The organism is Caldanaerobacter subterraneus (assembly GCF_004345675.1).
GTDB lineage: Bacteria > Bacillota > Thermoanaerobacteria > Thermoanaerobacterales > Thermoanaerobacteraceae > Thermoanaerobacter > Thermoanaerobacter subterraneus.
The window spans coordinates 21,161-33,454 of record NZ_SLWU01000013.1 but is presented as its reverse complement, the minus strand read 5'-3'; the positions used below and the strand labels follow the sequence as shown (position 1 = coordinate 33,454).

Here is a 12,294-nt window from a genome sequence, read left to right as displayed (position 1 = left end):
ATAATGATGGAGGAATCAATCAAGAAAATGTAAATTTAATCTAAATTTAATCTGTTTTCTGTGTTATAATTGGAACTAGGTTAAGAAAAAGGTAGAGGGGGAAAACTCATGGTTGAAGGGACTCTTTCTTTTATAATAGCAGTCTTGATATTGGTGTTCATACTTTGGGTTTTGGGGAAATCACTGAGATTGCTTTTAAAATTTGCCTTAAACTCTCTTGTAGGATTTATAATGCTTTTATTTTTTAATTTTTTTGGCGCACTTTTTAATGTGGAACTGCCTGTAAATATAGTGACTTCATTTATAACAGGAGTTTTTGGAATAGCAGGAATAGCAATTTTGCTGATATTAAAATACATGTTTCACGTGATATGAAAGTCCCTTCTTAGTTTTTGTTTATTATTTTCTATTTTGGGAATTATATAACTGAAACCCATGGATATGGAGGTAGTGTATGGACATAAAAAGAGCTGTATTGGAAAATTTAAAGAGAAGGTCAAAAGAAGAAATAAAAGGTTTTATTCAGGAGGTGGTGGACAGCAAAAATGAAAATGCAATTCCCGGACTGGGGGTGATATTTGAAGCTGCATGGGAGAAAATGACTGAAGAGGAGAAGGACAGCATGATGAACCTGATAATGAGGGGGATATCTTGAAAGCCGAGGTATTTTTTACCTCGGCTTAATTTGTTGATACTTCATCAACAGGCTAGTTTTTATAAAAGTATGACTGTTACAATGTAAGCTGAGATAAGCCCCAATGCTGCAGGTATAAAATTTCTCTTAGATATTTTTCTGGAGTCAACACCTATTACAGCTGACACTACGGCTGTGCTTCAGGGTATTAATGTACCCCCTCCTGTCCAGACTGCAGCTAACTGTCCTATAGAAGCTAATAAAGCTGGGTTGAGGGAAGCTGCTGAGGAAAAAGTCTTTGCTAAAGCGCCTATTAAAGGAAGGCCTGAAAATCCCGAGCCAGACATTCCCGTGAGAATTCCCATTGCCAGTTCCAAAAGGGAAGCAGTGTATTTATTAAGAGGTATATGATGAGATAGGTAAGTTCCAAGGTCTACAAGATATCCTCTTGCATGAGGACCTATTACTTGCTTTGCCATACTGTTTTCTCCCAACAGAAAGAATGCACTTATTATTATAACGGGGGCAAAGGTCCTCATGCCGTTTAAAAAACCTTCTCTTAAGTAATCTCTTGTTTTATCCAGAAAATTTTCTTGAATTGCTGCAGAAGCTATTAAAACAATTATGGCTGTTCCACCTATTAAGGCAGTGGCTCCGCTGGAATGGATTTTAAAAAGTATCATTATGAGAACGTCTATCAAAAAGAGCACTACTGCTATTACTGATACTGTATAACTTTTAAATGAAACTGGTCTCCCGTGGATCGGTTTTGTCTCTACGTATTCTGAAGGTGGATGGTGTTTTGATGTATAAAGAACACAAAAATATAAAGATACACTAGCTACGACAGAAGATACTGCCCAAATTGGCAGAATATTCTGAACCAGCTGATGCGTATTTATTCCCGCTGCTTTTGCTGTTATTGAAGGAGCACCCTGTATAAAGAAATCTCCTGAAAGCGCTATGCCAAATCCAAAAACGGACACTATGGAAGCTAAAGAAACTTTGTCAATGCCTGATTTTAATGAAGGAATTATCAATACTGTACCTATAAGGCCTACAGCAGGGGCAGGCCACATGAAAAAAGAAAGTAGCATCATAAACAGACCTATTATCCAGAAAGAATACGTGGGGCTTTTTAGATGCCTTATAAAAGGTTTTGTCAATATTACGTCTGCTCCTATGTCGTCCAGAGCTTTTGACATAGCTATTATGAGGGAAATTATCACTATTATGTGCCACAGGCGTATTCCTGAAACCAATATGGCAGTGTAAATTATTTGTATTGCTTTTATCACGTCCTTTGTGGCTAAAAGCCCAATTACAAAAATTGCTATGATAACAGGCAGGATTATATCTTTTCTCATTAAAAGAAGTATAAGTATAACTAAAATTGCAATAAAGTAAGCTATGTGAGATGCTGTAAGCTCCACACTTTTTCACTCCCTTTCTTTTTTACAGTTTATATGGTAGCTAATTTTCTGCATTTTTATACTGGAGTATTTAGGTTTTAAATTGAAATTATGGCAATATAAAGCACATAATAAAAATTTTCAAGAAAAAGTGTTTATTTATTTTTTGTCATTTGTTATAATATACTTGAGAATAAAAAACAGGAGAGGATAGTATGAAAGCAATGGTCATAAAACCGGGAGTAAGCAAGATAGGAGCAGTTCACTGGGAGAGAAGGTTGTTTGACTCGTTAATTCCCCTGCCAGATGGTACTAGCTATAACGCTTATCTGGTAGAAGGCAAGGAGAAAGTTGCGCTTTTGGACACTGTTGACTCGATGACAGAATATATTTTGATGGAACAACTGAAAGATGTGAAAAAGATTGATTATATAATAGCTCATCACGCAGAGCAGGACCATTCAGGCAGTATCCCTGCAGTTTTGGAAAAGTATAAAGAGGCGAAGGTGGTGTGCACTCCAAAGGCTAAGACTTTCCTAATAGATCTCCTTCCCATACCTGAAGACAAATTTATCACTGTGGAAGATGGAGATACTTTAGACCTTGGAGGTAAAACCCTCAAGTTCATACATGCCCCATGGGTTCACTGGCCTGAGACGATGTTCACTTACTTGGTGGAAGACAAGATACTTTTTACATGCGACTTTTTAGGTTCACACCTTGCGACTTCTGAGCTTTATGCTACAGATGAATGTAAAGTATATGATTCAGCTAAAAGGTACTATGCAGAAATAATGATGCCTTTTAGGAACTTTATAGAAAAGCACCTTGAGAAAATAAAGGATTTAGATATAGAAATAATAGCTCCAAGCCATGGGCCTGTTTATAACAACCCCGAGTTTATATTAAATGCGTACAGAGAATGGGTTTTAGACAAGCCTAAAAACATTGTGTTAATCCCTTATGTGACAATGCACGGCAGTGTAAAGAAAATGGTAGAATATCTAGAGGCTGCTTTAGTAGAGAGGGGAGTTATTGTAAAGCCTTTTGACCTCTCTGTAACTGATATAGGAGAATTTGCAATGGCTTTAGTGGATGCTGCCACAGTCGTCATGGCCACTCCTACTGTGTTGGTAGGACCACACCCAATGGCTGTTTACGCCGCTTATCTCACAAATGCTTTGAAACCTAAAGTTAAATTCATTTCAGTGATTGGCTCCTACAACTGGGGGAGCAAGGCTGTAGACCAGATTACTCAGATGTTTGGTAACTTAAAAGTAGAATTTATTCCTTCAGTATATATAAAAGGCTATCCAAAAGAAGAAGACTTTAAAGCTCTTGATGCACTTGCTGAGGAAATTGTAAAAAGGCACAAAGAAGCAGGAATTATGTAAAAAATCCCTGGCTTTTTATGCCAGGGATTTTTCTCTTATCTCCTCTATTAAGGCTTTGACTTTTTCTTTTATTATGTCCCTTACTTCTCTAAACTTGTTCATTATCTCTTCTTCTGTGCCTTCCGCTCTTGCAGGGTCTTCTAATTCCCAGTGGAGGCTTTTTACAGAAGGAGGCAGAGCAGGACATTTGTCTCTAGCATCTCCGCACAGCGTTATAACATAATCTGCTTTAAAGAGGATATTTTCGTCTATTAAGTCTGAAGTTTGGTTGCTTATGTCGATACCTATTTCTTTCATGACTTCGACGGCTTTAGAGTTTAATCCGTGAGCTTCTACACCGCCACTATATACTTCAAAATCATCTCCACCGTAAAATTTGCCAAATCCTTCTGCCATCTGACTTCTACAGGAATTTCCAGTGCATATAAAGTACAAAATCTTCTTTGCCATCGTAACTCCTCCTCATATTCCTGCTTAGCTATATTATAAAAGCTTGTCAATCGAAAAACAATGTATTTTTTTGTTAAGAATATGTTAAAGCGTTTTGAGTAAAATAGAATAAAGAGGTGATGCAAAATGATAAATTATCCTTACGGGCAAAATTCGATAGCTCCAGGCATAGTTTTACCTTCAGAGGCAGATAGGAACAATCTTAAAGTTCCGACAGACTCTTTTAGTATATACGTAAACGGAAGATATGTAGGAGAAAAAATTCTCGTAGCGCAGGGAGATTTGGGGGAAAAAGCGGTAAAAGATTATCTTTTGAATCAGGGATTTACTGATTTTAGTTATACGGTGGAAGGGAAAAATATTTACATTGAGACTTACGATGAAAGGGAAAAGGATATGGTAGACTATTTAAAAGTGTACCTGAGGATTCGATAAAAGGGACGATATAAGTCCCTTTTAAATTTTTTACACATTTTTAACAAATTTTTAATCTAATAAAGTTATAATATTTGTGGCAAATCATATGTGAATGAGGTGGAACATGCTAAAAAGAGCGATTGCTTTTATAATTTTTGAGGTACTTTTTGTTTCTATTACCATGCCCGTTTTGATGTTTTACGGTCCTTTTACAAGGGTGAGAGATACTTTTGTCGCTACTGCCATGACTACTTTTACCCACCAATACCTGGCTACTCTGTTTTTGCCCAAAAAGGTGATAGATAAAATAATGTCTGAAAGCAAAATAGAAAGTGGTAGAACTGATAAAAATTTAATACATGTGAACGGGGGAAAGGATAGAAGGATTGAACTTTATAATGTGTACGGCAAGCATTTTGAAGGAAAAGTGATTTTGATTCATGACCCTACTAGAGTAGAAGTAGGGACATCTAGTAAATTCCCATATGAAGGGGAGACCACAAGTGTAATTGCGAAACACTATAATGCTCTAGCGGCTATAAATGCTGGAGGCTTTGGAGACAGCAGTATGAAAGGTATAGGTGGGGCTCCTCAGGGGTTTGTGATACACAGAGGGAAACTACTGTATACAGAGATTAAAAATCCGGATGAAAAAGTGGATTTAATTGGTTTTACAAATGATGGTAAGTTGATGGTTGGAAAGTACAGGTACAAAGAAGTACTCAATATGGGCATAAAAGAGGCGGTAAGCTTTGGGCCAGCCCTTGTCATTAACGGACAAGCCATGATAAAAAAAGGAGATGGAGGTTGGGGGATAGCTCCTCGAACTGCCATAGGTCAGAGGAAAGATGGAACAGTGATTTTTTTGGTGATAGATGGCAGAACTTTAAAGAGCATAGGTGCTACTTTAAAGGATGTGCAAGATATAATGCTCAAATACGGAGCTTATAATGCAGCTAACCTCGATGGGGGTTCTTCTACAACGATGTACTTTAAGGGGAAAGTGATAAATCACCCTTCTGATGCTCTGGGAGAAAGAGCCGTTCCTACCATATTCTTTGTAAGATGAGGAGGATTTTTGAGGTGAAGATTAAGAAGGTCTTAAAATGGGCATTTGCTACTTTGGCATTAGAACTGGCATTTCTTTACTATTTAAACAATGTATTTTTAGTAGATTCAACTTTTATAAAAAGTGAAGAAGTTTTTGGAAGTATTTCTCTGCCTCCTCTCATAGAGATAAAAATTCCATCTTATGCTAAAGATGTTCATGTCTCTTATGATGGGAAATACATCTCATATGACGAAGGAGGTAATTTAATTATAGCTGATGCCAAAACAGGAAAGACTGTAAAGGTAATTGAGAAGGCTACAAAAGAAGGAGATTATTATACATGGCTTCCAGACAGAAATAGAATTTTGTATTTTTCTCGAATGGACTCTCTAACTGGTACAAAAGTGGAACTGAAGTCCTACGATGTAGACAATGACTTATACAATACTGTGTATATAAAGATATATTTGCCCTCTAAGAGCGCCATTAGTTATGTAACTTTATCTCCTCTCACAAACGTGATCTATTTGAAAGCTACTACTCCGTATGGAGACAGGCTCTATCAGGTGAATATAATGGGAGAGGTAAGGCGAATTTACCTTCCTGTAAAGAGGATAGAGAAAATGGTAGAAACCCAAAGAAAGGACAATTTAATTTATCAGTCTGATGATGGAAGACTGTATTTACTAAAAGATGGAAGAAAGCAGGTTTTGCTCAGTGCTAAGAATAAATACGCTCTTTTGGGAATAGATAGAGATGATAATGTCTATATTGGAAAGATGGGTACAGAAGGAATAGAGGAGATATATTATGACAGTGTAGATAAGCCTATAGGCATGTGGCATAAAATTTCACTAAAAAGAGGACAAGTTTTAAAGGATCTGGTTGTATTATTTAATGAAAAAAGTGTTGGGATTATAACTGGAAATAATAGGCTTGAGGATTTGCGGGGAAATGTAATCTCTGAAGCTAAAGGAAAAATTATAGAAATTACTAGGGATTATATAGTATATAAAAATGGGGATAAAATAATATTGAAGCGATTTAGCAGGGATTAACCCTGCTTTAAAATTTTAAAATATGTGGTATAATAATATAACTACTCAAGATAAAAAGTATTAATTGACAATAAATAGTTGCACGGAATCGTTTAACATTTTCGTGAGGTGATCAACATGAAAGATAAAGACCTTTCAAACGTGATGGTCATATTCGGTGGAACAGGAGATTTAACCCATAAAAAATTGATGCCGGCCCTTTACAACTTAAGATATCAAAATATCTTGCCTGAAAATTTTGCTGTAGTTGCTATAGGGAGAAGGGACAAGACTGAAGAGGAATATAGAAATGAGATGCTGGAGTCTGTTAAAACTTATTCTAGATTTGACATTGACGAAAAAATCTGGCAAGATTTAAGTAGCAGGATATTCTACAAAAGATTTGATTTTAACTATGACAACGGATATATGGAGCTTAGTTACTTTTTAGATGAACTGGATAGGAAATACAATACACAGGGCAACAGGGTATATTATCTTGCAGTTGCACCGGAATATTTTGGCGTCATTGTGGAAAAGTTATACAGACACGGAATGGTAAATAATGAAACTTCATGGCAAAGAGTAGTTATAGAAAAGCCTTTTGGAGAAAATTTAGAATCTGCCCGAAAACTAAATAAAATGATAACAGATGTCTTTACAGAAAGAAATACTTATAGAATTGATCACTATTTAGGAAAAGAGATGCTGCAGAATATAATGGTCATCAGATTTGCCAATGTGTTTTTTGAGCCAGTTTGGAACAGAAGATATATAGACAATGTGCAAATTTCTTCTAATGAGACGGTGGGGATAGAAAATAGAGGAGGATACTACGAGAAAGCAGGAGCTTTGAGGGACATGGTTCAAAACCACATGATGCAGCTTCTGACCTTGACGGCGATGGAACCACCTGTAAATTTGGATACAGAATCTATAAGGGATGAGAAGGTGAAGGTTTTAAAATCCTTAGAGATTATGACTCCTGAGCTTGTAGAGAAAAATGTGGTGAGAGGGCAGTATGTGGGATATAGGCAGGAGGAAAAAGTATCTCCAACTTCCAATACAGAGACTTTTGTGGCATTAAAAGTGCACATAGAAAATTTCAGATGGGCAGGAGTTCCTTTTTACATCAGGACTGGAAAAAGGATGCCGGAAAAATCCACACAGATTGTCATACAGTTTAAACCCTTGCCAGGTATTTTGTATTTCAAAGAGTATAAAAATTTGCTTCCCAATTTGCTTGTAATAAAAATTCAGCCGGAGGAAGGAGTAAAACTTCAGTTTAATGCCAAAGTGCCGGGAGCAGGAGATATAACTATAGAGCCTGTAAATATGGACTTTTGTCAGAACTGCCAGATATCCAATAATTCTCCGGAGGCATATGAAAGACTTCTTTTTGATGTGATGAGAGGAGATTCTACTTTATTTACCCGCTGGGATGAGGTAGAATATTCTTGGAGGTTTGTAGATGCTATTGCTGAAGCCTGGGCAGAAAAAACACCCGATTTTCCCAATTATTATCCGGGAACTTGGGGACCCAAGGAAGCCGATGACCTTTTGAGAAGAGACGGAAGAATGTGGTGGAATGTGTAAACGGGGGGATGGAAATGAAAATATACGACATCTCTATGGAAATTCATGAAAACATGACGGTTTATAAAAACAAACAAGAGAAAAGACCTCAACACACAATTACAGTACAACAGGGCGATGTGACTGAATCCCGTATATGCATGGATATGCATACAGGGGCTCACGTTGATGCCCCTCTCCACATGCTCAATGGGGGAGATACCATAGAAAATATTGACCTTAAGAAGGTTATAACAAAATGCAAAGTTTTCGATTTTACTCACTTATCTGATAAAATAACAGAGGAAGACTTAAAAGATAAGCAAATTGAAAAGGGAGATTTTGTGATTTTTAAAACTCGGAATTCTTTCAGAGAGGATTTTGATTTTCAATTTGTCTATCTCGAAAAAAGCGGTGCAGAATTTTTGAAGGAAAAAGGCGTAATTGGAGTGGGAATCGATGCTTTGGGTATTGAGAGAGACCAACCAGAGCATGAGACTCATAAGATTCTTTTTGGATCTGGTATAGTGATTTTGGAAGGATTGAGATTAAAAGATGTAGAAGAAGGCGAGTATTTCTTATTTGCTGCTCCTCTCAAAATAAAAGGAGCAGAAGCAGCTCCTACCAGAGCGGTTTTAATAAAGGAAGAATGACTATGAGATTAAGATTATCTCGTTTTAAAAATTTCATTTTTGGCGAAGTACTGCATGATAAAGAAAGTGAAAATGAATACATAAGCCTATTATTTGAAAAGTACGGAGAAGATTTTTTTAAAAAGGTGTATTTGAAATATCAAGAGGGTTTATCAATTGATCACGCTTTTAAAGAAATGCTTATACAGGAAGGTAAAGTAAAAAAGATTAGGGTAAGGAAAATAGGGAAAGAGTAAAGGGGATTGATATGAGGGAATTTTCTGTTTTTGATATTATGGGGCCTATAATGATTGGCCCGAGCAGTTCCCATACTGCGGGGGCAGCAAGGCTTGCTAAAATTGCTAGAAAGATTGCGGACGATGAGATAAAAGAGGTGGAATTTATTTTATACGAATCTTTTGCCAGAACTTATAAGGGGCATGGTACAGACAGGGCGTTACTTGCAGGGATATTGGGATTTGATCCTGATGATGAGAGATTGCCTCGTTCTTTTGAAATTGCTAAAGAATTAGGACTTAAGTTTAAATTTACTGAAAGTGACAAAGAAGCTCCCCATCCAAACACAGTGAGGATGATAATCAAGACCTCTGATGGAAAGACTTATGATATTTTAGGCTGTTCTGTAGGTGGAGGTAATGTCCTTTTAAAAGAGATAAATGGCATAGAAGTAGAGTTTACTGGGGAGTATGAGACTTTAATTACCACCCATATAGATAAGCCTGGGATTGTGGCTGCTGTTACAAAAGTATTGGCAGACTGCAATATAAACATTGCTTTTATGAGAGTTTACAGGCACGCAAAAGGGGACAAAGCTATAATGGTGATAGAATCTGATCAGCCAATTCCCGAAAGAGCAAAAGAGGTCATTAAAAATATTGACGGAATTTTAAATGCCATAATTTTAAATCCTGTGTAATGGAGGGCATGCTTTTATGTATCAATTCAATTACGGATATGAACTTTTAGAGCTTACAAAAAAGTTCAATAAGCCTATATCAGAAATTGTAATGCTGGCCGAACAGGAAAGAACAGGAGAGGACTTAGAAGTTATTTTTGAAAAAATGAAGAAAAATCTTCAGGTGATGAGAGAAGCTATAAATAAAGGGTTAAATGAGGATATAAAATCTGTAAGCGGTTTATCAGGAGGAGATGCCAAAAAGCTTTATGCGAGGATTGTGATTGGAAATACTTTGTCCTGTGAAACAATGGCAAAAGCTGCGGCTTCTGCTCTTGCCGTTACAGAGGTAAATGCCTCAATGGGTAGGATCGTTGCTGCTCCTACAGCAGGCTCAAGTGGTGTGATACCAGGTGCTTTAATTACTGTTGCAAGGAAATTTGGCAAAAATGAAGATGACATGACAAAAGCGCTTTTTACAGCTTCAGGAATAGGAATTATAATAGCAAAAAATGCTACTTTAGCGGGAGCCGAAGGAGGGTGTCAAGCAGAAGTAGGGTCTGCCTCAGCTATGGCAGCAGGGGCTTTAGTGGAACTCATGGGGGGAACCCCTGAGCAATGCTTGACAGCTGCTGCTTTTGCCATAATGAACTTATTGGGACTGGTATGCGATCCAGTTGCCGGATTAGTAGAAATTCCTTGTGAGAAGAGAAATGCCTTAGGAGCTCTCAATGCAATGATATGTGCTGATTTTGCTATAGCGGGAATGGACAGTGTAATACCTTTTGACGAGGTTGTAGAAACTATGTACAGGGTAGGAAAGGCTATCCCAAGTGCCTTAAGAGAAACGGCAGAAGGGGGGCTTGCCAAAACTCCAACAGCAATGAGACTTAAAAAAGAAATATTTGAAAAAGAAAAGCGGGGGGATTAAACATGGGAAATTTAAGAGAGAGAAGTGAAATAGATGAAAGATATAAATGGAGATTGGAAGACATATATGAAAATGAAGAGTTGTGGGAAGAAGACTACAGGAAGGTAAAAGAGCTCCTAAAAGAGATTGTAAAGTTTAAAGGAAAAATTAAAACTTCTAAGGACTTATTGGAAGTTTTGAAGCTTAATGACCAAATTGGGATGACAGCCAGCAAGATTTTCGCCTATGCCAGAATGAGAAGAGATGAAGATAATACCAATTCTAAATATCAGGCATTGTCTGATAAAGCGATGAGACTTAATATTGAAGTCATGAGTGCTACTTCTTTTATAGTTCCAGAGATTTTGTCTATTGAGACTGAAAACTTGAGGAACATGATAGAAGAATTAGAGGAGTTAAAAATTTATAAGCAGTATATTGAGGATTTAATTAGATACAAGCCTCATGTGCTTTCACCGGAGGAAGAAAAAATACTAGCAGAAGCAGAGACACTGGCAGAATCTGTTTCAACTATATATTCTATGCTGAATCACGCGGACTTGAGATTCCCGACTATTAAAGACGAAAATGGTAATGAAGTGGAGCTTACTCATGGAAATTTTATAAGCTTTATGCAAAGTAAGGATAGAAATGTCCGAAAGGCTGCTTTTGAAGCACTGTATGATACTTACAAAAAATTTATAAACACTTTTGCTTCTACTCTGGCTGGCAGTGTAAAGAAAGATATTTTTTATGCTAAAGCCCGTAGATACAATTCTTCTTTGGAGGCTTCACTTTTTGAAGACAATGTCAGTGTAGAGGTTTATAATAACCTCATAGAAACAGTACATAGTAGGCTTGATGTTTTACATAGATATGTAAGGCTTAAAAAGAAACTCTTAAAATTAGACGAACTTCACATGTATGACTTGTATGTTCCTTTGATGCAAGAGTATGATAAAGAGTTTACATATGAAGAGGCAATTGAACTAGTTTTGGAAGGCCTTAAGCCTTTGGGGGAAGAGTACATAGATTTACTAAAAAAAGGTTTTGAATCTCGCTGGGTAGATGTGTATGAAAATAGAGGCAAAACCTCTGGAGCTTATTCATGGGGTGCTTATGGTACACATCCTTATGTGCTTTTAAATTTTCAGGGTAAATTAAATGATGTATTTACAATTGCCCATGAAATGGGACATTCTTTGCATACGTATTATTCAAATGTGACACAACCATATGTGTATGCAGGTTATAAGATTTTTGTGGCAGAAGTAGCTTCTACCTGCAATGAAGCTATACTTATGGATTATCTTTTGAAAAATTCCAAAGATGAAAAGGAAAGACTTTACGTACTAAATCATTTTCTCGAGGAATTTAGAGGGACAGTTTTCAGACAGGTCATGTTCGCAGAATTTGAAAAATTAATTCATGAAATGGCAGAAAGAGGAGAGCCTCTTACGGCAGAGGTATTGAACGAAAAATATTATGAACTAAATAAACTCTACTACGGAGATGATATAGTAGTAGATGAAAAAATAAGCTACGAATGGGCGAGAATTCCACATTTTTACAGAAATTTCTACGTCTACAAATATGCTACAGGATTTTCTGCGGCAATAGCTATTTCACAGATGATACTAAATGAAGGAGAAAAGGCTGTGGAGAGATATAAAGAATTTTTAAAAAGCGGAAGTTCTGACTATCCGCTAAACCTTTTAAAAAGGGCAGGTGTGGACCTTACAACTCCAAAACCAGTTAACGACGCATTAGATGTTTTTGAAAAATTACTTGATGAGTTTGAAAAGATAGCATGAGACAAGGGGGGACAAAAAGGAACCGTCCCCTTTGTCTGGTGTAAAAAGAGGT

The 12,294-nt window shown here is 36.8% G+C and carries 13 protein-coding genes and 1 pseudogene; 12 read left to right on the top strand and 2 right to left on the bottom strand.

All coding sequences use genetic code 11. The annotated features are described in order from the left end of the window. Window positions 1–108 precede the first annotated feature (108 nt). Window positions 109–375: a pro-sigmaK processing inhibitor BofA family protein gene (locus EV203_RS07295; protein ID WP_011025369.1), complete on the top strand. Its 267-nt coding sequence runs from the start codon at window positions 109–111 to the stop codon at window positions 373–375. A gap of 79 nt (window positions 376–454) precedes the next feature. Next, the gene (gene sspI, locus EV203_RS07290) at window positions 455–655 is read left to right on the top strand and encodes a small acid-soluble spore protein SspI (RefSeq protein ID WP_011025370.1); all 201 of its coding nucleotides are present in this window, start codon (window positions 455–457) and stop codon (window positions 653–655) included. A 59-nt stretch (window positions 656–714) separates the two neighbouring features. On the opposite strand, the pseudogene EV203_RS07285 reads toward sspI, so the two are convergent. Next, window positions 715–2,067: pseudogene (locus EV203_RS07285) on the bottom strand (hypothetical protein). A gap of 194 nt (window positions 2,068–2,261) precedes the next feature. Between EV203_RS07285 and EV203_RS07280 the strand changes: the two are divergent. Further along, entirely contained in the window at window positions 2,262–3,440 is a 1,179-nt protein-coding gene (locus tag EV203_RS07280; RefSeq protein WP_132039832.1) for an FprA family A-type flavoprotein, read from the top strand. 15 nt (window positions 3,441–3,455) lie between these two features. On the opposite strand, the gene arsC is transcribed toward EV203_RS07280, so the two are convergent. Then, complete coding sequence (arsC, locus tag EV203_RS07275) at window positions 3,456–3,890, bottom strand: arsenate reductase (thioredoxin) (protein WP_011025373.1); 435 nt, start codon at window positions 3,888–3,890, stop codon at window positions 3,456–3,458. Window positions 3,891–4,016: 126 nt separating this feature from the next. Between arsC and EV203_RS07270 the strand changes: the two genes are divergently transcribed. From EV203_RS07270 to pepF, 9 genes are all read left to right on the top strand, one after another. Then, on the top strand, window positions 4,017–4,325 hold the full coding sequence (locus tag EV203_RS07270) for a hypothetical protein (protein WP_011025374.1): 309 nt from the start codon (window positions 4,017–4,019) through the stop codon (window positions 4,323–4,325). A gap of 94 nt (window positions 4,326–4,419) precedes the next feature. Further along, window positions 4,420–5,376, top strand: a complete 957-nt coding sequence (locus EV203_RS07265) for a phosphodiester glycosidase family protein (protein WP_132039831.1) — start codon at window positions 4,420–4,422, stop codon at window positions 5,374–5,376. Window positions 5,377–5,390: 14 nt separating this feature from the next. Next, a complete protein-coding gene (locus tag EV203_RS07260; RefSeq protein ID WP_041587134.1) occupies window positions 5,391–6,416 on the top strand; it encodes a TolB-like translocation protein in 1,026 nt (341 codons plus the stop codon). A gap of 117 nt (window positions 6,417–6,533) precedes the next feature. Then, window positions 6,534–7,991 carry a glucose-6-phosphate dehydrogenase gene (zwf, locus tag EV203_RS07255; protein WP_132039829.1) on the top strand — a complete coding sequence of 486 codons (1,458 nt, stop codon included), beginning with the start codon at window positions 6,534–6,536 and terminating at the stop codon, window positions 7,989–7,991. A 14-nt stretch (window positions 7,992–8,005) separates the two neighbouring features. Then, a complete protein-coding gene (locus EV203_RS07250) occupies window positions 8,006–8,623 on the top strand; it encodes a cyclase family protein (protein ID WP_132039827.1) in 618 nt (205 codons plus the stop codon). A 2-nt stretch (window positions 8,624–8,625) separates the two neighbouring features. Then, complete coding sequence (locus EV203_RS07245) at window positions 8,626–8,859, top strand: hypothetical protein (protein WP_165911588.1); 234 nt, start codon at window positions 8,626–8,628, stop codon at window positions 8,857–8,859. Between the two features lie 11 nt (window positions 8,860–8,870). Beyond that, the gene (sdaAB, locus tag EV203_RS07240; RefSeq protein WP_132039823.1) at window positions 8,871–9,539 is read left to right on the top strand and encodes an L-serine ammonia-lyase, iron-sulfur-dependent subunit beta; all 669 of its coding nucleotides are present in this window, start codon (window positions 8,871–8,873) and stop codon (window positions 9,537–9,539) included. Window positions 9,540–9,555: 16 nt separating this feature from the next. Beyond that, window positions 9,556–10,449, top strand: coding sequence for an L-serine ammonia-lyase, iron-sulfur-dependent, subunit alpha (sdaAA, locus tag EV203_RS07235; RefSeq protein ID WP_132039821.1), 894 nt, complete (start codon window positions 9,556–9,558; stop codon window positions 10,447–10,449). A 2-nt stretch (window positions 10,450–10,451) separates the two neighbouring features. Continuing rightward, window positions 10,452–12,242 carry an oligoendopeptidase F gene (gene pepF, locus EV203_RS07230; protein ID WP_132039819.1) on the top strand — a complete coding sequence of 597 codons (1,791 nt, stop codon included), beginning with the start codon at window positions 10,452–10,454 and terminating at the stop codon, window positions 12,240–12,242. Window positions 12,243–12,294 lie beyond the last annotated feature (52 nt).

Coding starts and splice junctions, on each gene's coding strand:
- arsC (WP_011025373.1), bottom strand. CDS start 3,890: ATGGCAAAGAAGATTTTGTACTTTATATGCACTGGAAATTCCTGTAGA.
- sdaAB (WP_132039823.1), top strand. CDS start 8,871: ATGAGGGAATTTTCTGTTTTTGATATTATGGGGCCTATAATGATTGGC.
- EV203_RS07270 (WP_011025374.1), top strand. CDS start 4,017: ATGATAAATTATCCTTACGGGCAAAATTCGATAGCTCCAGGCATAGTT.
- EV203_RS07245 (WP_165911588.1), top strand. CDS start 8,626: ATGAGATTAAGATTATCTCGTTTTAAAAATTTCATTTTTGGCGAAGTA.
- EV203_RS07265 (WP_132039831.1), top strand. CDS start 4,420: ATGAGGTGGAACATGCTAAAAAGAGCGATTGCTTTTATAATTTTTGAG.
- zwf (WP_132039829.1), top strand. CDS start 6,534: ATGAAAGATAAAGACCTTTCAAACGTGATGGTCATATTCGGTGGAACA.
- sspI (WP_011025370.1), top strand. CDS start 455: ATGGACATAAAAAGAGCTGTATTGGAAAATTTAAAGAGAAGGTCAAAA.
- pepF (WP_132039819.1), top strand. CDS start 10,452: ATGGGAAATTTAAGAGAGAGAAGTGAAATAGATGAAAGATATAAATGG.
- sdaAA (WP_132039821.1), top strand. CDS start 9,556: ATGTATCAATTCAATTACGGATATGAACTTTTAGAGCTTACAAAAAAG.
- EV203_RS07280 (WP_132039832.1), top strand. CDS start 2,262: ATGAAAGCAATGGTCATAAAACCGGGAGTAAGCAAGATAGGAGCAGTT.
- EV203_RS07250 (WP_132039827.1), top strand. CDS start 8,006: ATGAAAATATACGACATCTCTATGGAAATTCATGAAAACATGACGGTT.
- EV203_RS07295 (WP_011025369.1), top strand. CDS start 109: ATGGTTGAAGGGACTCTTTCTTTTATAATAGCAGTCTTGATATTGGTG.